Source organism: Curtobacterium sp. PsM8 (assembly GCF_030433875.1).
Taxonomy (GTDB): Bacteria; Actinomycetota; Actinomycetes; order Actinomycetales; family Microbacteriaceae; genus Curtobacterium.
On the sequence record NZ_JARUXD010000052.1, the window covers coordinates 1 to 25,265 of the forward strand.

26 protein-coding genes are annotated in these 25,265 nt (G+C 72.5%); 11 read left to right on the forward strand and 15 right to left on the reverse strand.

What is annotated here, in order from left to right:
* Positions 1-363: 363 nt before the first annotated feature.
* From QCD68_RS12350 to QCD68_RS12360, 3 genes are all read right to left on the reverse strand, one after another.
* A complete protein-coding gene (locus tag QCD68_RS12350) occupies positions 364-1,029 on the reverse strand; it encodes an SDR family NAD(P)-dependent oxidoreductase (RefSeq protein WP_301223213.1) in 666 nt (221 codons plus the stop codon).
* A gap of 82 nt (positions 1,030-1,111) precedes the next feature.
* A complete protein-coding gene (locus QCD68_RS12355; RefSeq protein WP_301223214.1) occupies positions 1,112-1,513 on the reverse strand; it encodes a (R)-mandelonitrile lyase in 402 nt (133 codons plus the stop codon).
* 55 nt (positions 1,514-1,568) lie between these two features.
* Complete coding sequence (locus QCD68_RS12360) at positions 1,569-2,075, reverse strand: hypothetical protein (protein WP_301223215.1); 507 nt, start codon at positions 2,073-2,075, stop codon at positions 1,569-1,571.
* A 138-nt stretch (positions 2,076-2,213) separates the two neighbouring features.
* On the opposite strand from QCD68_RS12360, the gene QCD68_RS12365 reads away from it, so the two are divergent.
* Positions 2,214-3,332, forward strand: coding sequence for a PQQ-dependent sugar dehydrogenase (locus QCD68_RS12365; protein WP_301223216.1), 1,119 nt, complete (start codon positions 2,214-2,216; stop codon positions 3,330-3,332).
* 30 nt (positions 3,333-3,362) lie between these two features.
* On the opposite strand, the gene QCD68_RS12370 is transcribed toward QCD68_RS12365, so the two are convergent.
* Positions 3,363-4,430 carry an SDR family oxidoreductase gene (locus tag QCD68_RS12370; RefSeq protein ID WP_301223217.1) on the reverse strand — a complete coding sequence of 356 codons (1,068 nt, stop codon included), beginning with the start codon at positions 4,428-4,430 and terminating at the stop codon, positions 3,363-3,365.
* A gap of 153 nt (positions 4,431-4,583) precedes the next feature.
* On the opposite strand from QCD68_RS12370, the gene QCD68_RS12375 reads away from it, so the two are divergent.
* Positions 4,584-5,822 carry an MFS transporter gene (locus QCD68_RS12375; RefSeq protein WP_301223218.1) on the forward strand — a complete coding sequence of 413 codons (1,239 nt, stop codon included), beginning with the start codon at positions 4,584-4,586 and terminating at the stop codon, positions 5,820-5,822.
* A gap of 23 nt (positions 5,823-5,845) precedes the next feature.
* Here QCD68_RS12375 and QCD68_RS12380 read toward each other — a convergent pair whose 3' ends face one another.
* Positions 5,846-6,826 carry an NAD-dependent epimerase/dehydratase family protein gene (locus QCD68_RS12380; RefSeq protein WP_301223219.1) on the reverse strand — a complete coding sequence of 327 codons (981 nt, stop codon included), beginning with the start codon at positions 6,824-6,826 and terminating at the stop codon, positions 5,846-5,848.
* Positions 6,827-6,914: 88 nt separating this feature from the next.
* Here QCD68_RS12380 and QCD68_RS12385 point away from each other — a divergent pair, with 88 nt between their 5' ends.
* Entirely contained in the window at positions 6,915-7,895 is a 981-nt protein-coding gene (locus tag QCD68_RS12385; RefSeq protein WP_253465579.1) for an aldo/keto reductase, read from the forward strand.
* 125 nt (positions 7,896-8,020) lie between these two features.
* Positions 8,021-8,911 carry an SGNH/GDSL hydrolase family protein gene (locus QCD68_RS12390; protein WP_301223220.1) on the forward strand — a complete coding sequence of 297 codons (891 nt, stop codon included), beginning with the start codon at positions 8,021-8,023 and terminating at the stop codon, positions 8,909-8,911.
* 47 nt (positions 8,912-8,958) lie between these two features.
* On the opposite strand, the gene QCD68_RS12395 is transcribed toward QCD68_RS12390, so the two are convergent.
* From QCD68_RS12395 to QCD68_RS12420, 6 genes are all read right to left on the reverse strand, one after another.
* Positions 8,959-9,921, reverse strand: a complete 963-nt coding sequence (locus tag QCD68_RS12395) for an SDR family NAD(P)-dependent oxidoreductase (protein WP_301223221.1) — start codon at positions 9,919-9,921, stop codon at positions 8,959-8,961.
* An 89-nt stretch (positions 9,922-10,010) separates the two neighbouring features.
* Positions 10,011-10,505, reverse strand: coding sequence for a DUF4126 family protein (locus tag QCD68_RS12400; RefSeq protein WP_111074096.1), 495 nt, complete (start codon positions 10,503-10,505; stop codon positions 10,011-10,013).
* 57 nt (positions 10,506-10,562) lie between these two features.
* Complete coding sequence (locus QCD68_RS12405; protein ID WP_220039173.1) at positions 10,563-11,489, reverse strand: carbohydrate ABC transporter permease; 927 nt, start codon at positions 11,487-11,489, stop codon at positions 10,563-10,565.
* Positions 11,486-12,421: a carbohydrate ABC transporter permease gene (locus QCD68_RS12410; RefSeq protein WP_111074097.1), complete on the reverse strand. Its 936-nt coding sequence runs from the start codon at positions 12,419-12,421 to the stop codon at positions 11,486-11,488. The genes QCD68_RS12405 and QCD68_RS12410 overlap by 4 nt, the downstream gene beginning before the upstream one ends.
* 113 nt (positions 12,422-12,534) lie before the next feature.
* Positions 12,535-13,863: a sugar ABC transporter substrate-binding protein gene (locus QCD68_RS12415; protein ID WP_301223222.1), complete on the reverse strand. Its 1,329-nt coding sequence runs from the start codon at positions 13,861-13,863 to the stop codon at positions 12,535-12,537.
* A gap of 45 nt (positions 13,864-13,908) precedes the next feature.
* Complete coding sequence (locus QCD68_RS12420; RefSeq protein ID WP_301223223.1) at positions 13,909-15,054, reverse strand: ROK family transcriptional regulator; 1,146 nt, start codon at positions 15,052-15,054, stop codon at positions 13,909-13,911.
* Positions 15,055-15,270: 216 nt separating this feature from the next.
* Between QCD68_RS12420 and QCD68_RS12425 the strand changes: the two genes are divergently transcribed.
* Together QCD68_RS12425 and QCD68_RS12430 are read left to right on the forward strand one after the other, a co-directional pair.
* Positions 15,271-16,176: an ROK family protein gene (locus QCD68_RS12425; RefSeq protein ID WP_290155602.1), complete on the forward strand. Its 906-nt coding sequence runs from the start codon at positions 15,271-15,273 to the stop codon at positions 16,174-16,176.
* A gap of 151 nt (positions 16,177-16,327) precedes the next feature.
* Entirely contained in the window at positions 16,328-17,668 is a 1,341-nt protein-coding gene (locus tag QCD68_RS12430; protein WP_301223224.1) for a hypothetical protein, read from the forward strand.
* A gap of 16 nt (positions 17,669-17,684) precedes the next feature.
* On the opposite strand, the gene QCD68_RS12435 is transcribed toward QCD68_RS12430, so the two are convergent.
* Positions 17,685-18,242 carry a MarR family winged helix-turn-helix transcriptional regulator gene (locus QCD68_RS12435; protein ID WP_301223225.1) on the reverse strand — a complete coding sequence of 186 codons (558 nt, stop codon included), beginning with the start codon at positions 18,240-18,242 and terminating at the stop codon, positions 17,685-17,687.
* Positions 18,243-18,457: 215 nt separating this feature from the next.
* On the opposite strand from QCD68_RS12435, the gene QCD68_RS12440 reads away from it, so the two are divergent.
* From QCD68_RS12440 to QCD68_RS12450, 3 genes are all read left to right on the forward strand, one after another.
* A complete protein-coding gene (locus QCD68_RS12440) occupies positions 18,458-18,583 on the forward strand; it encodes a hypothetical protein (RefSeq protein ID WP_258366233.1) in 126 nt (41 codons plus the stop codon).
* Positions 18,584-18,971: 388 nt separating this feature from the next.
* Positions 18,972-20,735, forward strand: a complete 1,764-nt coding sequence (locus tag QCD68_RS12445; protein ID WP_301223226.1) for a glycoside hydrolase family 43 protein — start codon at positions 18,972-18,974, stop codon at positions 20,733-20,735.
* A gap of 108 nt (positions 20,736-20,843) precedes the next feature.
* Positions 20,844-21,371: a hypothetical protein gene (locus QCD68_RS12450; RefSeq protein WP_111074103.1), complete on the forward strand. Its 528-nt coding sequence runs from the start codon at positions 20,844-20,846 to the stop codon at positions 21,369-21,371.
* A 62-nt stretch (positions 21,372-21,433) separates the two neighbouring features.
* Here the strand turns inward: QCD68_RS12450 and QCD68_RS12455 are convergent, their stop codons facing one another.
* Complete coding sequence (locus QCD68_RS12455; RefSeq protein ID WP_301223227.1) at positions 21,434-22,012, reverse strand: TetR/AcrR family transcriptional regulator; 579 nt, start codon at positions 22,010-22,012, stop codon at positions 21,434-21,436.
* An 88-nt stretch (positions 22,013-22,100) separates the two neighbouring features.
* On the opposite strand from QCD68_RS12455, the gene QCD68_RS12460 reads away from it, so the two are divergent.
* A complete protein-coding gene (locus QCD68_RS12460; protein WP_301223228.1) occupies positions 22,101-22,982 on the forward strand; it encodes an SDR family oxidoreductase in 882 nt (293 codons plus the stop codon).
* A 74-nt stretch (positions 22,983-23,056) separates the two neighbouring features.
* On the opposite strand, the gene QCD68_RS12465 is transcribed toward QCD68_RS12460, so the two are convergent.
* Positions 23,057-23,284, reverse strand: a complete 228-nt coding sequence (locus QCD68_RS12465) for a hypothetical protein (protein WP_301223229.1) — start codon at positions 23,282-23,284, stop codon at positions 23,057-23,059.
* 100 nt (positions 23,285-23,384) lie between these two features.
* Positions 23,385-24,575 (reverse strand): FAD-dependent monooxygenase, encoded by a 1,191-nt coding sequence (locus tag QCD68_RS12470; protein WP_301223230.1) that lies wholly within the window; start codon positions 24,573-24,575, stop codon positions 23,385-23,387.
* Positions 24,576-24,632: 57 nt separating this feature from the next.
* Here QCD68_RS12470 and QCD68_RS12475 point away from each other — a divergent pair, with 57 nt between their 5' ends.
* A complete protein-coding gene (locus tag QCD68_RS12475) occupies positions 24,633-25,124 on the forward strand; it encodes a MarR family winged helix-turn-helix transcriptional regulator (protein ID WP_301223231.1) in 492 nt (163 codons plus the stop codon).
* Positions 25,125-25,265 lie beyond the last annotated feature (141 nt).

The following is a 25,265-nucleotide window of genomic DNA, read 5'->3' on the forward strand; positions in this document are numbered from 1 at the left end:
GGGGGGGGCGGGGGGGGGGCGGGGGCCGCGCGGGGCCGCCCCAACCCCAAACCCGCCCCCACCCCCGCCCGGCGGGGGGCCGCCCCGGTTGCTGTTGTGTGGCGGCAGCTCGCGCCAGCGGGCCGCGGCGGACGGGAGGCGCGGGGCCACCGGCGGCGACGGCCGGGCGGCACGCGGCGCGCGGCGAGCTGGGCCAGCGCGCTCCGGCGGCGCGTCCGGGCTGCGCACAACGGAAACCGGCTCGGACCCCGGGGACCCCGGGGTGGGGGCGGGTTGTGTTGTGGGGCGCCCGCTCCCGCCCGCGGGGCACGGCAGACGGGAGGCGCGGGGCGGGCCGGCACCGCGCCTCCCGTCCGGCGGCGGTCACTCGGGCAGCGGCTCCGCGTAGGTGCGGAACTCGCCGCGCTCGGTGTGGATCGCCCACAGCCGCTCGGCGATCGACTGACCCGAGTGCTCGTCCTGGCCGTCGTCGATGCCGAACGGGATGATGAGCTGGCCGACGTGGACGTCCTCGTCGCGGACGGCGTCGTGGAGCAGCTGCGCGTACGCGGTCTCGCCGGCGAACGCGACCGAGGTGCCGGTGACGCGGGCTCCCGGGCGGACGGCGCTGCCGCCGTTGACGAACAGGATCGTGCCGTGGCCGAGCGCGCGCATGCCGGGCAGGACCTGGCGGACGGCGGTGACCGAGCCGTAGACCGAGAACTCGATCGGGCCGACGAGGTCCTCGGCGGTCGTCTCGAGGACGGGCCGCATGTACTCCTTGGCGGGCAGCGGGCTGTACTGCAGCACCTCGATCGGGCCGAGCTGCTCGGTGGCCTGCTCGAGTGCGTGGCGGAGCGAGTCGCCGTCACGGACGTTCGCGGCGAAGCCGGCTGCCTGGTGCCCCTGCTCGCGGAGGGACGCGGCGAGCTCGTCGACCCGCGCCTGGTTACGGGAGATCAGGGCGACAGCGAAGCCCTCGCGGGCGAAGCGTTCCGCGACGGCGAGCCCGAGGCCCTTGCCGGCGCCGACGATGGCGATGGTGGTCATGTGGTCCTCCGGGGACGGTTGGTGGTCGTTCCACTGAACCAGGCCGCCCGGTGCGGCAGCCCGGGGTCGATGGCCGGTTCGTTCAGGGGCGGTGGTACTCGTCGTCGGCGACGTGCTCGAGCCAGGTCGTCGTCGTCGCGGGGTCCTCGGCGTTGTCGAGCATCGCCAGGTGCGCCATGAAGTCGTCGGGGGTCGCGCCGTGCCAGTGCTCCTCGCCCGGGGGTGTGTAGAGCGTCTGGCCGGGGTGCAGTTCGACGACCTGGCCGTCCCGCGTGCCGACGAGGGCGACCCCGTCGGTGACGTGCAGCGTCTGCCCCTTGGCGTGCGAGTGCCAGGCGGTCCGGGCTCCCGGTGTGAACCGGACCATCGCGACGGTCATCGTCTGCCCGGGCTCCTTCGGCGCCGCGATCGGGTCGAGCCAGACGTCGCCGGCGAACATCTCGGGTGGGTTCTTCGTGGTGGGCTGCTTCGGTTCGATCTGCATGCCGTCGACGGTAGGACGATCGGGTCGGCGTCGGGAGGTTCTGGTCGAACACCCCTCAGCGGGAGCCAGAGACCTGCGGCGTCCACCCGGGTGTGGCGATCGTGCCGTACCAGAGCGCGTACTCCGACCGGTCACTCGTGCGCGCCTGGATCCACACCCCGGAACGAGCGGGCACGGTCACCGGGATGCGCGCCGTCCGTCCACACCGCAGCGCGGCCCGGCCCGCGACGACGCCGTCCTCGCCGTCGCGGCCCGCGGGGAAGACCCGGACCGTGACCCGGACCGCTCCGGCATCGCGGCAGACCGCGACGACGTCGTAGTGGCCGGCGGGGGTCGAGTCGCTGATGAACCCGCCCTCGGCGACGTCGCCGCTGCGGAGGAGCTGCCCACCGCCGCTGTCCCAGCCGTCGGGGTCGGCGACGGTGTCCGCGGTCCGGTCGAGCCAGGCCTGGGCGGAACGTTGCCGGTCGGCGTCGGTGCCGGAGCACGCCGTCAGCGCCAGGACGCCGAGGACGAGTGCGGCGACGACGACGAGGCGACGACTGCCGGCGGTGGTCTGCATGCCCGGAGCATGGCACGGCCGACCGACACGACGAGCGTGTCCGTGTCGTGTCCGCGTCGTGTCCGTGACCCGCACACGCCCAGCCTCTCCGCACCTCCGCGGGGTGCAATCGGTCCACACCCACCCGGGAGGCACCCCATGACGCAGACCCGTCGTACCGTCTCGGCCGTGAGCGTCGCGCTCGTCGCCCTCGCCCTCACCGCCTGCACCGGCGACGACCGGAGCGACCCGTCGGGCGCACCCCGGGCCTCCGCCCCGGCCGACCTGGCGACCGGACAGGTCGCGCCGGACGGGCCAGCGAGCGACGTGGTCACCGGACTGGAGGCGCCCTGGTCCGTCGTGCGCACCGGTGACGGTGCCGACGCGCTCGTCAGTCTGCGCGACTCGGCCGAGGTGCTGGAGCTGTCAGCCGACGGTGACACCCGCACCGTGGGCACCGTCCCCGGCGTCCGGCACGGCGGCGAGGGTGGACTGCTCGGCCTCGCCCTGCACGACGACGACCTGTTCGTCTACTCGACCGGCGAGGACGGCAACCGCATCGAGCGCTACGAACTACGGGGCTCGACCGGCTCGTACACGCTCGGTGACGCGACGACGCTGATCGACGACCTGCCCGCGAACACCTTCCACGACGGCGGCCGGATCGCGTTCGGACCGGACGGCATGCTCTACGCCAGCGTCGGGGACGCCGGCGCGAGCGAGGACGCGCAGGACCAGGACTCGCTCGCCGGCAAGATCCTGCGGCTGACCCCGGACGGCGACGTTCCGGACGACAACCCGTTCCCGGACTCCCCCGTCTGGAGCTTCGGGCACCGGAACGTGCAGGGCCTCGGGTGGAGTGCGGACGGCACGATGTTCGCCTCCGAGTTCGGGCAGGACCGGCGTGACGAGCTCAACGTCATCGAGCCGGGCAGCAACTACGGCTGGCCCGAGGTCGAGGGCACCGGCGGCGAGGACCAGGGGTTCGTCGACCCGGTGCAGCAGTGGGCCACCGACGACGCCAGCCCGAGCGGTCTGGCCGTCGTCGGCGACACGGTGTTCATCGCGAACCTGCAGGGACGGGTGCTCCGTGGCGTGCCGGTCGATGACCCCGGCAGCGCGCACGAGTACTTCGCCGGGGAGTACGGCCGGATCCGCACGGTCCTGGCCGGGCCGGACGACACGCTGTGGTTCGTCACGAACAACACCGACGGGCGCGGTGACCCCGGCGCGGGCGACGACCGGATCGTGCAGGTCCCGCTGACCACCGGGTCCTGACCGCGCCACGCGGTGCCGCGCCCGATCCGGTCAGGGGACGAGCCGCTCCGCCCGGTAGCGGTCGAACAGCCGGGTGAACGAGTCGAGGGTGCGGTGGTGCTCGGTGAACCCGGCGAGCCGGCTCTTCGACATGTCGGTCATCACTTCGATGTCCCGACCGAGGTCCGCGTCGGTGTGCCACCAGGACGCCAGGCGCTCCAGGTCCGGCTCGACCAGGCCGTGCTCGGCGACGATCTCGGCCCAGACCGGGGCCGCGTCGACCATCTGCGCCTCGAAGGGGCGCGGGGCGGTGTCGAAGCCCTCGGCCTCGACGCCCAGGTGCGCGGCGATCCGCGGCCACATCCAGCGCCAGCGGAAGACGTCGCCGTTCGCGGTGTTGAACGCCTCGTCGGACCCGGCCGGGTCCGTCGCCGCCCACACCATCTGCGCGGCGAGCAGGTCGGCGTCGGTGACGTCGGTCAGGCCGTTCCACTGCGTCTCGCTGCCGGGGAACACCATCGGTCGACCGGTGTGCCGACTGATCGCAGCGGCGACCGCGATGGTCAGTCCCATGTTCATCGCGTTGCCGACCGCGTACCCGAGGACGGTGTGCGAGCGGTGCACCGACCAGGTGAAGCCCTGACGCTCGGCGGCGGCGAAGAGCTCGTCCTCCTGCGCGTAGTAGAAGTTGTCGACGTCCAGGCGCGGCTCGTCCTCGTGGAACGGGGTGTCCGGCATCGCGCCCTGCCCGTACGCCTCGAACGGGCCGAGGTAGTGCTTCAGCCCGGTCATCAGCGCCACGTGCTGCACCGGTGCGTCGGCGAGCGCGGCGAGCAGGTCGCGGACCATGCCCCCGTTGACGGCGATGTTCTCGGCCTCGGTCGCCTGCCGCGACCATGCCGTGAAGAACACGTGGGTGGCGGGGACGTCCGCCAGGGTCGTGGTCAACGACTCTGCGGAGCGCAGGTCGGCGGAGCGCCAGGTGACGCCGTCGCGTTCGGCTCCCGGGCGGCGGGAGAGCGCGGTGACGGTCCACCCGTCGGCGACGAGGTGGTCGACGATCGCCGATCCGGCGATGCCGGTGGCGCCGACGACGAGGGCGTGCGGGGTCGCGGTCATGCGGGTCCTTCCGGTGGAGGGCGGTGAACCGGAGACAACACCTGTCGGCTGTGTGCATTCCGTCCCGCGCGTGGTCCCGGCCGGGAGGCACGTGGGGACAGGGGCACGGACGTCACCTCCCTCGTGTGGTCGCCTCCGTCTACCGTCGTCCACGTGACACCACAGACCCCGAACCCGTCCGGAGCGCACGGCATGACGACCGGCCGTACCCTCCTGTTCGCCGTCGGGGGTGGCGCCGCGGTCGGGAACCTGTACTGGGCACAGCCGCTGCTCGACGAGATCGCCGCGGACCTGCACGCTTCGTCGTCGCTGGCCGGGTTGCTCGTCACCGTGACGCAGGTCGGGTACGCGCTGGGGATCCTCCTGGTCGTCCCCCTCGGTGACGTCCTGGACCGTCGGCGTCTCGTCCCCGGGGTGCTCATCGCGTCGGCGGTCGCGCTGCTGCTCGCCGCGGTCGCGCCGTCGTTCGGAGCTCTGCTCGGAGCGCTCGGCCTCGTCGGGCTGACGACCGTCGCCGGGCAGCTCCTGACACCACTCGCCGGCGACCTGGCCGATCCGGCCGCCCGCGGACGGATCGTCGGCACCGTGGCGTCCGGGATGCTCACCGGCATCCTGGTGTCGCGGACGGTCAGCGGGCTCGTGGCCCAGGTGGCCGGCTGGCGCGCGATCTACGTCGTCGCCGCGGTCGCCGCCCTCGTGCTCGCGGTCCTGCTACGCCGGGCGATCCCCCACCTCGACCGTCGCGACCGCGTGCCGTACCCACAGCTCATCGGGTCGGTGTTCCGGGCGGTGGCGCACCACCGGTCGGTGCAGGTGACCCTGGTGCTCGGCGCGTCGGCGTTCGCGGTGTTCACGATGTTCTGGACGGCGCTGACGTTCCTACTGAGTGCTCCGCCGTTCGGGTACTCCCCTGCCGCGATCGGTCTCGTCGGGCTGGCCGGGCTCACCGGGGCTGTCGCAGCCCAGCGTGTCGGACGTCTGCACGACCGCGGATTGTCGGTGCCGGTGACCGGGGCGGCGCTCGCGCTCGGGCTCCTGTCACTGGTCGTCGCCGGGCTCGGAGCGCGGTCGATCGTGGTCGTCCTCGTCGCAGTGGTCCTGCTGGACGTCGGGGTGCAGGCGGCGAACGTGCTCAACCAGACCCGGCTGTTCGCGATCGACCCGGCAGCGCGGAGTCGGCTCAACACGGCCTTCGTGACCGGGAACTTCATCGGGGGCGCCGTCGGTTCCGCGCTGGCCTCGGTGCTCTGGGGGCTCGGCGGGTGGACGGCGGTCACGATCGGTGGAGCCGTCCTGTTCGGGTTCGCCTTGACGGTGTGGGCAGTCCATCGCCGCGGGGCACTCGCGCTGCCGGGTGGTGGTGACGCCGCAGCGGCAGCCGGGAGGCCCTGACCACGACCGTCGCGGAGCAGCGGTCACACGACCAACGCCCCCGCCACCTCGACCTCCCCGTGCTCCACGAGCCACCGCACCGCGTCGAGCACCGTCTCCTCCGCCGTGTACCGCGGCGCGTACCCGAGCAGCCGCCGCGCCTTGTCGATGCTGAACACGTGGCTGCGCGACAGGTGCTCCCAGCTCGCGTCCGCGTGCTCGGCGGCGGTGCCCTCTCGGAACCGGTCCCACGTGACGGGCTCGAGCCGGGCCTCCTGTCCGAACCAGGACGCGGCGAGCGCCGCGTACCCCCGCGCGTTCAGCGCCGTGGCGGCGACGACGGTGAAGTCCTCGCCGGCGGCCGCGTCGCGGTGCTCGACGGCGAGCGCGAAGGCCTGGGCGACGTCGTCAGCGTGGACGTGGGCCATCGTCTCGGCACCGAGGCCGGGCACGAGAAGCGGTTCCCCGGCGGACAGCGTGCGCCAGACCGACGGGTCGAGGTTGCCGACCGGGCCGATCGGTGCCCAGCCCGGGCCGCTGATGTGCCCCGGGTGGAGCGAGGTCGTGGCGAGACCCCCACGGGCGGTTTCTTCCTTGAGCATCCGGGCGATGGCGTCCTTCTGCGTGCCGTACTCGCCCACCGGCGGGGTCGCGTTCTCCTCGGTGACGGGCAGCACGGCGCTGGGTCCGGCGCGCCAGATCGAGCCGCAGTGGACCAGGTGCGCGTCGGTGCCGCGGAGCGCGTCGACGAGGGCGGTGGCGGACTCGAGGGTGAAGCAGACGAGGTCGATGACGACGTCGGGGCGCAGTCCGACGATGCGGTCGCCGAAGACGCCGTCGCCGTCCTCCTGCTCGCGGTCGGCGGTGACCTGCTCGACCTGCTGCCACTCCGGGGCGTCGACGTAGGCGGCGCGGGTGCCGCGGCTGATGGTGACGACGTCGTGGCCAGCACGCACCAGACGGGGGACGAGGAAGGTGCCGATGTGGCCGGTGGCACCGATGACGACGACGCGCTGTCTGCTCATGCCGTCACCGTACGCGCGGCCCGCCGCTCGCCACGCGCAGCGGACGATGCCACCGTCCGCCCGGCGACCAGGGGCTAGCGTCGATCCCATGCAGCGACGCACACTGGGCCGTACCGGCCGCGAGACCTCCGTGATCGGACTCGGCACCTGGCAGTTCGGCGGCGACTGGGGTCCGGTCGCGGCCGAGGACGCCTTCGCCGTGATGGACGCCTCCGCCGAGGCCGGCACCACCCTGTTCGACACAGCCGACGTGTACGGGGACGGCCGGAGCGAGCAGCTCATCGGCCGCTGGATCGCCGCGCACCCCGAGGCCGGGGTGACCGTCGCGACGAAGATGGGTCGCCGCGTCGACCAGGTGCCGTCGAACTACGTCGCCGCGAACTTCCGGCAGTGGGTGGACCGGTCGCGCGAGAACCTCGGCCAGGACACGCTCGACCTCGTCCAGCTGCACTGCCCGCCGACCGAGGTCTTCTCCGACGACGCCGTCTACGACGCGCTCGACGCCCTGGTCGCCGACGGGTCGATCGCGGCGTACGGCGTCAGTGTCGAGACCGCGGACCAGGCCCTGACCGCGATCGCGCGCCCGGGGGTCGCGAGCGTGCAGGTCATCCTCAACGCGTTCCGCCTGAAGCCGCTGGACCGCGTGCTGCCCGCCGCCCGGGAGGCCGGGGTCGCGATCCTGGCGCGCGTCCCGCTGGCCTCGGGGCTGCTCACCGGCAAGTACACGACCGAGACGACGTTCGCGCCGGAGGACCACCGCACCTACAACCGGGAGGGTCAGGCCTTCGACCAGGGCGAGACCTTCAGCGGCGTGCCGTTCGAGGACGGCGTCCGTGCGGCGCAGGAGTTCGCCGCGTCCCTGCCCGAGGGCGTCTCCGTCCCGCAGGCAGCGCTGGCGTGGGTGGTCGCCCAGGAGGGCGTGACCGCCGCGATCCCGGGTGCCCGGAACGCCGAGCAGGCCCGCTCGAACGCCGCCGCCGGGTCCCTCGACCTGCCGGCCGACCTCGACGCGACCGTGCACGAGCTCTACGACCGGTGGTTCCGCGCGACGGTGCACGAACGCTGGTGACCGGCGGCCTCGGGGCCCGCTGACGTCCCGGGTTCCTGTGGTCCGCTCGGAAGGGCCTCAGGAAGCGGGACCACTTCACATCCGGCCCGCGGCCTGCGCGGGCCGGTCGGTCCTACGGTGAGGCCGTGCAACCACGTGCCCTCCGTCAGCCCCGCCTCCACGAGCCCCGTCCGGGGCGTCGCCGACGCACGCTGTGCGTCGCGGGGGTCCTCGGTGCCGCCGCCCTGCTCGGCGCGGGCATGTTGGTGGTGCCGGGCATCGCCTCGGCGGCTGAACACCCGGCGCTCGTCGGGAGTGCACCCCACGAGCACGGAGCGGGCGTCGTCCCGGCGGGCACCGTCCGGGTCGACGCCGAGCGCACCTGGGAACTCGGCCACACGCCGAACCAGGTGCTGACCGGGCCGCTCGGGACGGCAGCACCCGGTGCCGTGCGCTTCGCGTACGCGGGAGACTCGGTCACCGCCCGCCCCGGTTCGTGGTTGCGCGACCTCGCCGCCGATCCTGCCGTCCACGCCCTGGGCGGGTACGCCCACAGCGGCTACCGTGCCGACCAGGTCACCGCGCTCATGCCCGCCGTGCCCGGAGCCGACGTCCTGGTCGTCGAGCTCGGCACGAACGACGTCAACCAGGACGTCCCGGCCACCCGCACGATCGCGGCGATCAACACCCTGGTCGCCCGTGCCGGCGCACCGCACGTCCTGGTGGTCGACACCCCGCCGTCCGACCACACGACGAGCCTGTGGGGCGTCGACCGGCGGACCGGGAACGCCGAGATGAACCGTGACCTCGCGAGCGACGCCCGGCACCACGGCTGGACGGTGATCGACCCGTTCGCCGCTGTCCGCACCGCAGACGGTGCGTACGCCCCGGGCACGACGCTCGACGGGATCCACCCGACGACGGCGGCCAACACCGCGATCGCGCGGCGGTTCGCCCGGGCGATCGTCGCCGCGGGCCACTCGGCGACCACCTCCACGACGGCGGCCGGCACGACCGCGACAGCGACCGGGGCCTGACGCGCCGACGTACTCGGGGCGGCACCGCAGCGTGCTCTGCTGACCACTCAGCGCGTGGCGAGCAACGCGTCGCTCGCGTCCCACAGCCGCTCGGCAGACTCCGGGTCCAGCGCCTCCGGGCGCACTCCCACGAGCGGCCGGTCGTCGCTCGCCGGCAGCGCCTCGGCGCAGTCCTCGAAGTACCGGCCGCCGACACCCTCGACGAGCGGTGACGCCGCCACGAGCACCGAGGTCGCGGCACCCTGCTCCGGGGTCTTGAAGCCCTCGGCCGGCGAACCGTCCTCGTGGACGATGCCGATCGCGAGCGCCTGCTCGTGCGACAGGTGCCGGGAGAGGTCGGTGAGGATGCCGCCGGGGTGCACGGCGTTCGCGACGATGCCGTCCGCGGCCCAGCGTCGGGTGGCCTCCACCGCGAAGAGCGCGTTCGCGGTCTTCGACTGCCCGTACGCCACCCACGGGTCGTAGGGGCGACGCTCGAACATGAGGTCGTCGAGGTCGATCCCGGCGGTGTGGTGCCCCGCGGAGCTCAGCGCGACGACCCGTGCGGCGCGTCCGGTCCGGTCCGCCCCGGCGCGCAGGGCGTCACGGAGGCCGGTGACCAGGCCGTGGTGCCCGAGGTGGTTCGTGGCGAACTGCAACTCCCAGCCCTCCGGCGTCCGGAGCTCGGGGGTCGCCATGACGCCGGCGTTGCCGATGACGACGTCGACCGGCCCGGTCCACCCGGCGACGAAGGCGCGGACGGAGGCACGGTCGGCGAGGTCGAGCGGGCGGACCTCGACCGAGGCACCGGGGACGTCGGCGCGGAGGCGTCCGGCCGTCCGCTCCCCCTGCTCGGGTCGCCGCACGGCGAGGACGACCGAGGCCCCGGCACCGACGAGGGCGGCCGAGGTCGCCGCACCGATCCCGGCGGCACCGCCGGTCACGATGACCCGCAGCCCCGTGAGGTCGATGCCGCGGAGGACCTCCGCGGCGGTGGTCGTGGCGTCGAACGGGGTCGTGATCCTGGACATGCTCGGGAGTCTACGCAACAGGTGTCGTTGACGGACGGGAGGCCCGGCGCACGTCGTGTGCCGGGCCTCCTGTCCGTCAGGTGGTCACGTCAGCCGGCGCGCACCACCGCGCGCGAGCCGGCGATGACGGCGACGTCCTCGGCGACGGCGACGACCGGGTCCGGCAGGACCGTGCCGACGGCCTTGCGGGCGGCCCAGGCGACGTAGGAGCCGACGAGGGCTCCGATCGCGCCGAGGATCGCGCCCTCGATGCGCAGGTCGGACTTGCCGGACTTCGTGGTGGTGCCGAGGGCGAGACCGGCGAACGCGCCCGCACCGATGCGGCCGAGGAGCGCCGGGAAGGCGATCCGGTTGGGGGTCTTCGGCATCTTGTCGGCGACGATCTCGCCTGCGGCTCCGACGACGAGACCGGCGCGACCGATCGACGAGTCGAAGGTCTTCCAGTCCTGCCACTCACCGCGCAGGTCCTTGTCGCCGTGGTGCAGTCCGAGGACGGCGAGCGGCGTGGCGGAGCGACCGCCGCTGAGGATCCCGAGCAGCAGGGCTCGCGTCAAGGTGCTGGTGGTCCGGCTCTTCTTCGACATGTGTTCCGTCTCCTTCGTGTCCCGGTCGACGCTACTCAGTCCGGCTGTCCCCGAGGCTCAGCCCTTGACCGCTCCGGCGGACATGCCGGACACCAGGTTGCGCTGGATGATCATGAAGAACACCACGACGGGCAGCGAGAACAGCACGGAGGCGGCCATCTGCCCGGTGAAGTCGGTGCCGGCGGTCTGCGTGGTGAAGGACGCCAGCCAGACCGGCAGCGTGTAGTGCGCCTGATCCTGCATGAACGTGTAGGCGACGATGTAGTCGTTCCACGCGGCGATGAACGCGAACACGCTCGTCGCGATCACGCCGGGCATCACGAGCGGGAACAGCACCTTCGTCAGGACCTGCCAAGTGCTCGCGCCGTCGATGCGGGCCGCCTCTTCGATCTCGATCGGGATGGCGAGGAAGAACCCGCGCATCACCCAGATCGAGAACGGCAGCACCGCGGCCACGTAGGCCAGGATCAGGCCGAAGTAGCTGCCGGTGAGCCCGGTCTGGTTGAAGATGAGGAACTGCGGGATGAGCAGCGCGGTGCCGGGCAGCATCTGGACGAGCAGGATCACGACCAGGATCGTCCGGCGTCCGCGGAAGCGGAAGCGCGACAGCGCCGCCGACGCCAGGATCCCGAGCACCAGCGACAGGACGACCGCCCCGACCACGACGATGCTCGAGTTCTTCAGGTAGACGAGGAAGTCGGCGCGGGTGAACGCGGTGACGAAGTTGTCGATCGTCGGGTGTGCGGGGGCGAACAGCGGGGTGCTCGTCAGCGCTTCCGACCGCGGCTTGAACGCGGTGTTCACCATCCAGTAGACGGGGAAGATCCACACCACGCAGAAGACCACGGCGATGGTGCTGCTGATCCACCGCACCGGTCGGCGGCGGCGGCGGTTGCGCCCGGTGGCCGCGACGCCCTCCGGGGTGGGGACGGCGGCGGGGACGTCGGCGTCGACGGGGACGCCCGTCGGCAGTGCGGTGGTCACAGCTCTTCTCCCGATCGGACGAGGTTCCGGATGTAGAGGGCGCTGAGGGCCATCAGGATCAGCGCGGCGATCACGGCGACGGCGGACCCGGTGCCGATGTCGTGCCCGACGAAGGCGGTGATGTAGGTGAAGACGCCGAGGGTCGAGGTCGCGCCGTCGGGACCGCCCTGCGAGACGAGCCAGATCTGGTTGAAGACGTTGAAGTCCCAGATGATCGAGAGCATCGTCACGAGGAGCAGCGTCGGGCGGAGGTACTCGATGGTGACGACGCGGTAGACGGTCCACTCGGAGCCGCCGTCGAGCCGGACGGCTTCCTTCACCTCGAGCGGGATCTGGGTCTCGGCCGCGTAGAGCGTCAGGGCGATGAACGGCACGGCCTGCCAGACGACGAGCATCCAGATCGACGTGTACGCCAGTCCGGCGCTGTTGCCCCAGTCGGTGTTCGTCATGTCGCCGAAGACGTGCAGCTGGGTGAGCGCCCAGTTCACGACGCCGTAGCCCGGCTGGAACAACCAGTTCCACACGAGCGAGGACGCCACGTTCGGCATGCCCCAGGCGCAGATCAGGACGATCGTCACGGCGTACCGGAGGACCACGCCGAGCCGGGTCATCAGGTGGGAGACGCCGGCGCCGATGAGGATGCTGCCGAGCACCATCGCGGCGGTGAACAGGACCGTGCGCACCAGGGAGGCCCAGAACGTCGGGTCGGTGAGGATCTGCACGTACTGCGCCAGGCCGACGGCGTCGTAGGCCCCGGTGTAGAGGGAGCGCTGGTCGTAGTCGGTGAAGGACGTGAAGACCAGGAAGACGATCGGGGCGATCGTCACGAAGACGAGCACCAGGCCCGCCGGCGTGAGGAGCCACAGCGGGGCGGACGAGCGAGCGGGACGGCCGGTGCGCTCCTGGCTCGGGCGGGTGGCGGAGACGGTCACGTCTGGCCTTTCCGTGAGGGGCGGACGGTGCGGGTGCCGCGGCGGTCGCCGTGGCGGGTGCCGGGGTGGTGCCGGGGCACCCGCACCGTCCTGCGTCGGTCGAGGAGTGCGGCCTACTTCTTGTTGAGCGTGGCGTCGGCTGCCTTGTCGAAGGTCGCGGCGGCCTCCTCCGGGGTCTTCGAGCCGGAGACGATGCTCGAGAACAGCTCGTTGATGCTCTGGTCACCCTCGAGGTCGGCCCAGCGGGAGTTCGCCGGCGTCGCCTTCGAGTTCAGGGCTGCCGTGAAGAAGCCCTTGTTGATGTCGCTGAGCGTCGAGTCGGCGGCCTTGATGCCGTCGGTGCTGTTCGGGATCCAGCCGTTGTCGCCGTAGACGTACTTGCTCTGCATGTCCGGGCCGGACGCGATCTTCACCCACTGCAGGGCCAGGTCGGTGTTCTTCGACTTCGCGGCCACACCCCAGTCGGAGCCGCCGAGCATGACCGGCTGGGTCTTGCCGGACTTGCCCGGGAACGGGAAGGTGCCCAGCTTGTCCGCCGTCATCTCGGGGTTCGCCTGCTCGATGAGCCCGAGCGTGCCGCTGGTGCTGAGGATGGCCGAAGCCTTCTCGTCGGCGAAGACCTGGTTCATGTCCGGGCTGTCGGTGTTGAGCGTCGCCGAGGCCTTCGAGGAGTAGTCGTTGGCGAACTCCTTGAAGTCCGTCAGACCCTGCTGCGCCTTCGCGTCACCGAAGCCGGCCTTCCAGGTGCCGTCCTGCTCGGTCGCGATCTCGCCGCCGGCGTCCCAGACGAACTGCATGCCGGCGTACCAGTACTGACCGGGCATGTAGAAGGCCGAGAAGTCGTTCGCGGTGTTCTTCGCCTTGACCTTGTCGAGGTCCGCGGTCAGTTCCTCGTAGGTGGTCGGGGCCGTCGTGATGCCGGCGTCGGCCCACATCTGCTTGTTGTAGATGACCGACCGGGCACCGGCGAACCCGGGGACGCCGTACAGCGAGCCGTCGACGGTCGCCGGGTCCGAGAGCCCGGCGAGCCAGGTCTGCCCCTGCGCCAGGTCCTTCTTGTAGGGCGTCAGATCGAGGAGCGCCCCGTTGGCGGCGTAGCTGGCGACCTGGGTGTTGCCGAGGTCGAGGACGTCCGGCGGGGTGTTCGTCGCCAGGGCGGTGGAGATCTTCGTCGTGATGCCGTCCCACTGCTGGATCTGCACCTTGACCTTCGCGCCGGTCTTCGCCTCGAACTCCTTGTTGATCGCGGCGATGGTCTTGTCGGAGTAGTCCCCGGTCATGGCCCACACGGTCAGCGTCTTGCCGTCGCCCTTGACGTCGGCGACGTCCTTGGTCCCACCGCCGCCCCCGCCACCGGCGTTGCCGGCGCTGGAGCAGGCCGTCAGGCCCATCGCGATGGTCAGGGCCACGGCAGCTGCTGCCGCGAACTTCGTCGTACGCATTGCTTCTCCTTGGTGGTCGTTCTGCGGTGTCGGTGTCGGGTCGGGTCAGCTCACGCCGAGCTCCGCGGCGAGCAGGAAGGCTGCTCCGCCCCGGAGGATCAGGTCGCTGTTGGTGGAGGTGGCGGTCACGGCGAGGTCGTTGCCGACGCTCGCGAGGGTCCGTGCCGTGGCGGTCGCGCGGACGGCCTGGATGAAGGGACCCTGCACCAGGTCGGCGGGGCCGGTGACGACGATCTCGGTGATGTTCACCGCGCTGATGATCGGCGCGAGGACACCGCCCAGCGTGCTGCCGGCGGAGCGCAGGACCGCGTCGCGGCCGTCGGGCGACGCGGCGATCCGGCGGGTCAGGTGTTCGGCGCCGATGAGGACCTCGAGGCAGCCCCGGCGACCGCAGAGGCAGGGTTCGCCGTCCTCGTCGATCGTCAGGTGCCCGATCTCACCGGCGGCGAACCGTTCGCCCAGCACCAGGCGGCCGCCGAGCACCATGCCCGTGCCGACACCGTGTTCGAGTGCGACGACGAGCAGGTCGTTGCCGGGCTCGGCCTCGAACGCGTGCACCCCGAGGGCCGCCGTGTTGGCGTCGTTGAGCACGTGCACGGGCAGCCGGAAGTGCTCGGTGAGCTGTGCCTGCAGCGGCAGGTCGGCGCCGAGGGCCACGGAGTGCAGCACGGTGCCGTCGGCGTCGATGACCCCGGGGCAGCCGACCGCGATGCCGAGCAGGCGGCGGGTGGTCATCGTCGCGAGGCGTTCCACCAGCCGGATGATCCGGACGACGGCCTGTTCCCCGGTGGCACCGTCGACCTCGATCTTCGCGCTATCCACCACGTCGCCGCGGAGGTTCGTGACCGCGCCGACGAAGTGGTCGGGGAGGGACAGGTCGACGACGACGATGTGGAACGCGTCCACGTTGAGGGTGATGAGGGTCGCGGGCTTGCCGACCCGCAGGTCCTCCCGCGGGCCGAGCTCGGTGACCAGTGCGTCGACCTCGAGTTCCGCCACGAGTCCGGACACGGTGGGGCGGGTGAGGCCTGACTGCCGGGACAGGTCGGCGCGGCTCATGGCCCCGTCGGTGAAGAGCGTCTGGAGGATCAGCGAGCGGTTGTGGGCTCGGCTGTGCTGCGGGAGCGCCTTGCTGCGTGCGCGTCGGAGCTGCGCACCGAAGGTGGTCTGGACGTCGGTCTCGTTCGGCATCAGATCTCCTCCCTCCGAGCGGTTGCCTTAGTAAAGGACCGTTCCTAATCACCTGTCAAGACCCGATCTGCAGCCGTAACACGTGCGTGATCTGGCGGAAACAGGCGGAAGTCATCGCTTGCCACGGATGCGTAAGGCGTGTTTACTAACCCGCATGCGCAGCCCAGACGCCGCGTCCTCGACGCCGAGGCCGGACACCCCGACGACCGGTTCGCGATGAGGATCGGCCTGGACATCGGCGGGACGAAGATCGACGCCGTCGCGGTCGCCCCGACCGGCGAGACCGTCGACCGGGTCCGCGTGCCGACCGGCTTCGGCGCCGACGCCGTCGTCCGGAACACCCTGCAGGTGATCGACTCGCTCCGCGCCCGGACCGGCACGGCACCGACCGCGGTCGGCATCGGGATCCCCGGGCTCATCGACCACGAGACCGGCTGGGTCCGGCACGCCGTGAACCTCGGGTTGTCCGAGGTCGCCCTCGGACCGCTCGTCGCCGAACACGTCGGACTGCCCGTGCAGGTGGAGAACGACGTCAACGTCGCCGCGCTCGGGGCGGCGCAGGCCATGCAGCTCGACGGGCCGCACGCGTACCTCAACATCGGCACCGGGTTGGCGGCGGGCATCGTCGTCGACCGACGGCTCTGGCGCGGTGCCCGGGGCAACGCCGGCGAGGTCGGTCACATCCCCGTGCTCGCCGACGGCCCGGTGTGCGTGTGCGGGCAGCGCGGCTGCCTCGAGACGGTCGCGTCGGGCTCGGCACTGGCCACCGCCTGGCCCGGACACCCGGGCAGCACCGCCACGAACGTCTTCGACAGTGCGGACGCCGGGGACCCGGCCGCGACCGCCGTGCGGGACCGGTTCGTCGCCGGCGTCGCCTCGGCCGTCCGGATCCTCGTCGTGACCGCCGACGTCGAGTCCGTCGTCATCGGTGGCGGGCTCGCCACCCTCGGCGAGCGCCTCCTCCTGCCGCTCCGCGCGGACTTCGACGAGGCCGCACGCGCCTCCCCCTTCGTCGCGTCGCTCGGCCTGTCGTCCCGCGTGCGCCTCGCACCGCTCGACCAGCCGCTCGCCGCACTCGGTGCCGCCCACCTGGCTCCCGAGTCCGCCGTGACGACCGCCTGACGCGAGGAACGGGACCCGGCCGAGCCGGGCCTCCCGTCCGCCGCGTCGGTCGCCACGGCCCCTGTCGGTGCCGACCACCCGGTCAGTCCGGCGCCCCTCCCATCCGGATCCACCGTCCGCCGCGACCACCGCGGCTGGAAGTGAGCACGCCATGACCGACCCGACACGTCCCTCCGAGCCGTCCGCCCCTGCCGACCACCGTGCGTCCGGCTCGCTCAGCCGCCGTGGCGTCGTCCTCGGTGGCGCCGCCGCCGTCGCCGCCGCAGCCGTGGCCCTCGGTTCACCGGGGGTCGCCTCGGCCAGCCCGGGAGGCGCGGCGACCGTCGCGAGCACCGGCCGCCGGCCCGGCGCTCCCACGCTGTCCCGCACGCGCTCCCGGGACCTGGCGTACGAGTACCTCGACCTGCGGATGGACGAGTACGGCAGTGGGACCGCCCTCCGTCTGCCGCGGAGTTACTCCGGCGGCTACTTCGCGTCCCTGCCGACGGAGTTCGTGTCCTCGTTCGCGTACGACGACGCGCTGATGGTCCTGGCGTGGCTCGGACGCGGGCGGCGGGGTGACGTGCAGCGGGCGACGGTCCTCGGCGACACCCTGCTGTCCCTGCAGGCGGCGGACCCGATCGGGGACGGCCGGACGCGGGCGTCGTACCAACCGGACACGTTCCCGGTCGCGACGCCCCCGCGGCCGATCGACATCGGCTCCGCCGCGGCCTACACGGGCAACCAGTCGTGGGTCGGGATGGCGTTCTGCCGGCTGTACGCGGTGACGCGGCAGCGACGGTTCCTGGACGGCGCCCTCCGCCTCGGCACGTGGATCGAGGAGCACGCCCGCGACGACGTCCGTCAGCCCGCCGGGTACACCGGTGGCCGGAACGCCGACGACCAGCCGATCACCTACAAGTCGACCGAGCACAACATCGACGTCACCGCGTTCTTCACCCAGCTGGCGCAGCTCAGCGGCGACCGGGTGTGGAAGCGTCGAGCAGCACTGGCGGAGTCGTTCGTGCGGGCGATGCAGGACCGGACGGACGGGCACCTGTGGACCGGCACCGACCCGGACGGCGTGACGGTCAACCGGGTGCCGATCCCCGAGGACGTCCAGGTCTGGGCGTACCTGGCCACCCGCGACCGCCGGTACTCGGCATCGGTGACGTGGGTGCTCGACACCCTCATCGCACACGACGGTCCGTACACCGGGCCGTCGTTCTCGGACACCGACACGAGCAAGGTCTGGTTCGAGGGCTCCGGGCAGCTGGCGCTCGCGCTGGAGGTCCGTGGTGCGCGCGGCGACCGGGCCCGGGCCTCGTCGGTCCTGGACAGCGTGCAGCTCGCACAGCGGACGCAGCCGAACGGGGACGGCAAGGGGATCGTGTCGGCGTCGTCGGACGGGCTCGACACCGGGTTCGGGGACCTGTACTACGCGAGCCTGCACACGGGTGCGACGGCGTGGTACCTGCTGGCGGCGACCCGGACGAACCCGTTCCGCCTCTGACGGCGCAGTGCCGGGGTCAGTGGTGCGCGGGCAGTGCCACGGCCCCGGCGCCCCGGGCGTCGTCGGGCACGGGGTCGCCGGTGGCCGCCTCGTCCATCGCGGCGGTCAGGTCCTCGAAGAAGGCGCTCATCTCGGTGAGGGTCGTCGCCGAGAGCCGGTCCGCCGCGGCGATCATCCGCGCGTGCACCCCGGTCAGGTGCGACCGGACGGTGTCGTCGCCGTTGTCCGTGGCGACGAGCAGGAACCCGCGGCCGTCGCTCGGGTCGGTCTGTCGTTCGACGTGGCCGGCGACGACGAGTCGCTTCACCAGCGCCGTGGTCGACGCCGTCGTGATGCCGAGGTGCGCCGCCAGGCCGGTCGGCTTCACCACGGTGCCGCGCTGTCGCGCCTGCAACAGGAAGCGGACGGCGGCCATGTCGGTCGGACCGAGCTGCATGGTGTCGCGGGTGCGCTGCCGCATGGCGACCTCGGCGGACCGGTAGCGGCGCATCGCGTTGAGGAGCTCCACGCCGGTCTTGGTCGCGCGGTCGGGGTACCAGTACCCGGACTCGTCGTAGGTCCTCGCGTCGACCATGGCGTCCCACCTCGTCCTCGACCGCGGGGTGCGGCCGATCCCCCAGGAGTACCAGGACGTCGGGGTGCCGGGTCCAGCGCCTCTGCGGACTTGTCCCCCGACCGCCGACTGCTCGAGAGGCGCCCGCCCGCGCGTCCCCCGCGAAGTGGACGGAGGCGGGAATGCGCGCAGGGATCCGCGTGTACAGATGATCACCTCGACGAAAGGAGTCCGCCGTGATCGACGACGACCGCACCCCAGGCCAGCGCACCGACGTGGCCCAGCACCCGCAGTTCCGTCTGCAGGACGACGAACCGACGGGCTTCGGCCGCTGGCTCGGACTCATCAACGCCGGAGACTGACCGCTCCGGACGCCGCTCCGGCGGCGACCACGACACGGACGGGAGGCGCGGTGCCAGCTGGCACCGCGCCTCCCGTCTCGTTGTCCGTTCCACCCCGGAACCTTGCGCTCCCCGTGGCCTGGCCACAGGATGTTGACGTTGCCAACGGAGGCAGCACGAGCTGAGGAGGCCGGATCGATGGGGATTCGCCAACGACGGACAGAGCGCGACACGACGTCATCGGGCCGGTGGTGGCGCCTCGCAGCAGGGGTGACCGCAGCCGCCCTCGCGATCGGGGGGGCTCGGTGCCGCACCCGCCCTCGCGGACACGACGCCCACGACCTTCCACCCGGGCCAGCAGTGGCTCGACGACACCGGGCAGCCGATCCAGGGACACGGCGGCCAGGTCGTGACGAGCACGGACGACGCCGGCGGGACCATCTACTACTGGTACGGCGAGGACCGCGTCAACGGGTACACCGACACCCGCGGCGTGCACGTCTACTCGTCCCGGGACCTGACGAACTGGACCGACCAGGGCCTGGCCCTCCGGACCATGACGGCACGGTCGGACTTCGACCAACCGTACTTCTCGGCCCTCTACGGCGGCTACGACGGCACGCAGCGCGACGCCGTGTACCGCGACCTCGGGGTGACGGCCGAGAGCGCCACCCGCCCCGGCGCGATCCTCGAGCGGCCGAAGGTCATCCACAACGCGAAGACCGGGCAGTGGGTGATGTGGGTGCACGCCGACGGTCCCACCGCCGACTCGGACGCGCAGTACGCCAAGGCCACCGCCGGCGTCGCCGTGTCCGACTCCCCCACCGGGCCGTTCCGCTACATCGACTCGTACCGCCTGGACCGGGTCCCCGCCGACGACCCGACCAACCACCAGCCGGACTCCCCCGGCATGGCCCGCGACATGAACCTGTTCGTCGACGACGACGGCACCGCGTACATCGTCTACGCCAGCGAGGAGAACCTGACCCTCTACATCTCGAAGCTCGACGCCGACTACACGAACCTGTCGGCCGAGCCGAGCAAGGCCGTGGAGGGCGTCGACTTCCGCCGCCCGCAGCCGTGGATCGGCGGGCAGCGCGAGGCGCCGGCCCTGACGAAGGTCGGCGGCACCTACTACCTGGTCACCTCGGGCGCGACCGGCTGGGCACCGAACGCCGCCGCGTACGCGACCGCCACCGACCTGCTCGGCACCTGGACCGCGCACGGCAACCCGGCCACCGGCACCGGCGCCGACACGACCTGCAACTCGCAGAGCACGTCGCTGCTGAACCTCGGCGACGGTCGGGTCGTGTACATCGGCGACCGGTGGAACAACGCCACCGACCTGCGGACGGCACCGTCGGTCTGGCTGCCGGTGACCTTCGGCGAGGGCGGCGCGATGTCGTTCTCGTGCGACACGACCTCGTGGTCGCTCGCTGACCTGCGTCCCTCCACCCCGTGGACGGTCACGACGCCGATCGCCGGCCAGGCCACGCTCGACGACGACACCAAGGCGCTGCCGGGCAGGGTCGCCGTCCGCGAGGGCTCCACCACCCGCACCCACCGCGTCACCTGGGCCGACGACGCCCTGGCGACCGCGGGCGAGCGGACCGTCACCGGGACGCTCGACGACGGCCGCACCTTCACCCGCACCGTCACCGTGTTGCCGAAGAAGCTGGCGTACTTCGTCGACGCCGGTGGGCAGGGCACCGCGGACCACACCGCGGACCTGGCCTTCCTGCAGAAGCGCGGCGACCGTCTGCTCAACAGCGTCGAGGACCAGCGCTTCGGCGTCGACCCCGCCACCGGGAACCACTGGGGGTACCTCGGCACCACCGGCGGCACCTCGGGGACGAGCGGCGGCACCATCACGGACACCGTCCGCTGGCAGGCCGACGAGACCGACCTGGAGTACGCCCTGGGCGGCCTGAAGAAGGGCTCGTACCGCGTGGACGTCGGGTTCTGGGACCCGTGGACGAAGAGCGCTCCGGGTCGGGCTGCCGCGGTCGCCGTCGACGGCGAGACCGTGGCGACGAACCAGCCGATCGACGGCACCTTCCGCACCCTCGCGACCACGGCGACCGTGGGCAAGGACGGCATCGTCGACCTGCGCATCTCGCCGGCCACGAAGTACGGCATCCAGGTGAGCTGGATCATGGTGTCGAAGGGCTGACACGCACCGACGGGAGGCCCGTCACCGGTCTGCGGGACCGGTGACGGGCCTCCTGTGCGTTGCCCCGGCGACCAGCGCCACGCACGCGGACGCGGGTACGGTCGGAGCGTGCACGGGATCGGTGAGGTCGACGAGGCCGGACGGCTGCGGCTGCTCGGCAGCGCGGCGGCGGGTGCAGGGTTCGCGCTCGTGTTCACGATGCTCGTCCTGTCGTCGTTCCAGACCGCGACGCCGCAGGTGCTCGTGTCGGTCGGACTGCCCGCGGCGCTGATCGGTGCCGGCGTCGCCGGTTGGTTGCAGCTCCGGTCATGGCGGGTCGACGGCGGCTACGAGGCCGTCGTGATGGTCGAGCGCTGGGTGACCGAGCGGCAGGTGCCGACCGGGGTGCCCGCGGAGATCTGGGTCCCGCGACTGCAGGCCCAGGCCGACCAGCAGACCGCTGGCTGGGGCAAGATCGTGCTCGCCGTGTTCTGGAGTGCGATGACCTGGTCGATGCGTGACCAGCACGGCACCGTGATCACGCTGCTGCTGCTCGGGCTGTGGGCCGGCCTGGCGCTGTGGAGTGCGCTGTGGGTGATCCCGCGGTCCCGCGTGGCGCGCGACATGCTGCGGCAGGGCGTCGTCGTCCGCGACTGAGCTGTCGGGTCAGCACCACGGGTCGGGTCAGCACCACGGGTCGGTCAGCCTGACCGGTCGGGTCAGCCGAGGGCGGCCGTCGCGGTGCGGAGCTCCTGCAGGACGTCGAGCGCGTGACGCGCGAGCCCGTCGTCGTCGCTCCGCTCGCCCTCTGACCAGCGCGCGTAGCCCTGCTTGAACGCCAGGACCCCCATCTCGCTGGCCAGGTGCGCCGTGGTATCGGGCACGCCGCGCTCGAGCAGCGCCGTGGTCATCGCCGCAGCCATGCCGACGCTCTTCAACGCGTCCCGCTCCTGCAGTTCGGTGCTGGCGGCGACGGCGGCCTTCAGGCGCGGGCCGAGTTCCCGGTTCCGGGGACCCATCTCGCCGGAGGCCCGTTCGAGTCCGGCGGCGACGGCCTCCAGCGGGCTGGCGTCGGCCGGGGCTGCGGTGATCCCCTCGGCGAGCAGGCGGCTCAGGGTCTCCTGCCCGGCGACGAGGAGCTCGCGCTTGTCGGGGAAGTGCCGGAAGAAGGTGCTCTTCGTGACTCCGGCGCGTTCGGCGATCTCGGTGACGGTCGTCGCGTCGTAGCCCTGCTCGGTGAACAGGTCGACGGCGGCGAGGACGAGCCGTTCGCGTGCTCCTGGTTCCCATCGCGCCATGGTCCGATCCTAGTCGATGAGACAATTGTCCCATCACGGGTCTACAGTGACGGTACACATGTCCCATCACTCGACTCGAGGAGTCCCCATGCACGTCTTCGTCACCGGTGGCACCGGCACGATCGGCACCGCCGTCGTCGCCGAACTGCTCGCCCACGGCCACACCGTCCTCGGCCTCGCCCGCTCGGACGCCTCCGCCGCCACCCTCACCGCTGCCGGCGCAGAGCCACTGCGCGGCTCCCTCACCGACCTCGACGTCCTGCGCGACGGCGCCACCCGGGCCGACGGGGCGATCAGCCTCGCCTTCAGCCGCGACTACGGCAGTGCCGAGGCACTCGAGCAGGGGCTGGCCGAGGAACGCGACGCGATGGCGACCCTCGGTGCCGCGCTGATCGGCACGGACAAGCCGCTCGTCACCGTCTCGGGTACCCCGTGGGTGACGGGACGCCCCTCGACCGAGGCCGACCCACTGCCGACCGAGGGCCCGGTCGCGAGCCGCGCGGTCGCCGTCACCGACCTGCTCGCACTGTCGTCGCAGGGCGTCCGGACCTCGGCCGTCCGGATGCCCCGCACGGTCCACGAGGCCGGGCAGGGCGGCTTCGCCGGGCTGCTCACCGATGCCGCCCGGCGCTCCGGGATCGCCGGCTACCCGGGCGACGGCGAACAGCGCTGGCCCGCCGTGCACGCGCGCGACGCCGCTGCGCTCTTCCGGCTCGCGCTCGAGTCCGCACCCGGTGGCACCGCCTGGCACGCCGTCGCGGACGAGGGGGACCGGGTCGTCGACATCGCCACCGTCGTCGGGCGTCGCCTCGGCCTGCCGGTGCAGTCCGTCCCGGACGAGACGTTCGGCCCGTTCGGACCGATCTTCGCGATGGACCAGCCGTCCTCCAGTGCGCACACCCGGCAGGCGCTCGGGTGGGAGCCGACGCACCCGTCGCTACTCGAGGACCTCGAGGCACTGCAGCCCTGACCGACGCACCACGCGGCGGCCGAGAGGCGCCCCACCGACTGGTGGGGCGCCTCCCGTCCGTGCCAGGAACGCGGTCAGCGCCGATCGCTGCAGTTGCGGATGCGGAGGCGCGCGACGGTACCGACGTAGATCCCGCTCGCCCCGGTGGCCACGCTCGAGGCCAACACCCCGATCCAGTGGCTCGGGGTGCCGCTGGTCGCCGCGAAGCAGGCGGAGCCACCGACGAGAGCGCCGATGGAGACGATGATCGCGAACCGCACGCTCGTGAGCACACGGACGAGGGCCTTCCGGGTGTTCGACATCCTCGTTCCTCACACGTTCACGTCGCCGGACCGGCAACTCGTGTCGGAACCGTACCGAAGCGTGGCCGGAACTGCAATGTGATGTGGCAGCCGGCGCCGCTCAGTGCTCGACGAGCACTGGCAACGCGCGGTCGGTCTCGGCGACCTCGGTGAGCTTCGCCGTGAGCGGGCGGAGCGGCTTCGCCATCAGCACCCGACCCATGACCCCGCGCAGCGCGAGCGCCAGCCGAGACTGCGGGTACGCGAACGCCTTGAGCCCGCGCGGGAGGTCCTGCACGTCGTCGACGAGCGGGCGCAACCACGACTCGTACGCGGCCAACGCCGCCTCCTGGTCCTGCGTCGTGTCGGCCAGCTGGGCGGCCAGGACGTACCCGGCGGTCAGCGCGAGCGAGGCACCGCCACCGCCCATCGGCGTGACGCACCACCCGGCGTCGCCGGCCATCACCACGTGCCCGCGGTGCCACGTCGACATCCGCACCTGCTGGAGCTGGTCGATGTAGACGTCCGGCGAGGTGTCGAGGGCGTCGAGGATCCGCGGCGCCTCCCACCCGACGCCGTCGTACCGGCGTCGCACGACGGCCAGCGTCTCCTCGCGGCTGAGCCCGATGACGTCGTCCCCGGGCGAGTAGGCGAGGATCGCGCGGATCGTGCCGTACGGGTCCGGCCGGAGGTGGACCTGACGACCACGGACGGCGTTGTGCCACCGCCAGCGGTCGTCATCGCGGTCGGTGCGCGGGATCGTGCCGAAGACCATGGTGACGTCGAGGTCGCGCTGGTCGACGACGTCCTCGCCGAACACCATCGCGCGGGTGCGGGAGCGGACGCCCTCGGCGATGACGAAGAGGTCGGCCCGGAGTCGCCGGCCGGACTCGGTCGTGAGGGTGACACCGTCCGCGTCGTCGTCGACGGCCGACACGGCGTCGCCGTACACGAACGTGACCCCGGCCGGCAGGGCGTCGAGGATCGTCCGGGCGAGGTCGCCGCGGAGGATCTCGAGCTCCGCGGTCGCACCCCCGGCCCCGCCGGAGGGCAGCTCGGTGGTGACGGCGCCACGCTCGTCGACGAGGACCGTGCCCGTCTCGGTGGTGTTCCGTGCCTTGACGGCGTCGAAGAGGTCCATCCGGCGGAGGACGTCACGTGCGACTCCGCGGACGTCGACGTTCTGTCCGCCGTCCCGGAAGGCAGCGGCTCGTTCGATGACGGTCACGTCCCACCCGGTCCGGCGGAGCCAGTAGGCGGTCGACAGGCCAGCGATACTGGCTCCTGAGACGACGGCAGTGCGGTGCTCCATGGTGCTCCTCTGATGGTTGAGCTTTACAGTAAAGACACTACACAGTGAAGGAGCAGGATGACGAACGTGTTCGAGACGCAGTGGGATGCGCCCCAGGTCGAGGCGATGGAGGCGCTCCGGGCCTGGGCCGTGGCGTTCGCGGAACTCAACCAGCAGATGGCGTCCTGGCTCGACCTGCCCACCACCGACGCGAACGCGCTGGGGCAGGTGCTCTGGGCCGACTCGTCCGGGGATCCGCTCTCACCCGCGCGGCTCGGGCAGCGGATCGGCATGACCTCCGGCTCCGTCACGGTGCTGGTCGACCGTCTGGAGGCAGCGGGCCTCCTCGCACGCAGCCGCGAGCACAGCGACCGCCGCCGGGTGACCCTGCGGCCCACACCCGCGGCGCGGGAGCGTGCGCGCGCGTTCCTGGCGGAGTCGAGCGCCGAGATCGCCGCCGCGCTGCAGGGCTCGTCCACCGCCGAGCTCGCGACCTCGACGGCGTTCGTCCGCACGATGGCCGCCGCCGCGTCGGACGCCACGACGAGGCTCCGGGCCGGACGCTCGTAGCCGGCACCACCTGACGGACGGGGGGGCCCGGGGCCGCCGGGGCCCGGGCCGCCCGGCCGGGCGGGGGGGGGGGGCGGGCCCCGGGGGGGGTTGGGGGGGCCCCCCGGTGGGGGGGGGGTGGGCCCCCCGGGGGGGGCGCGC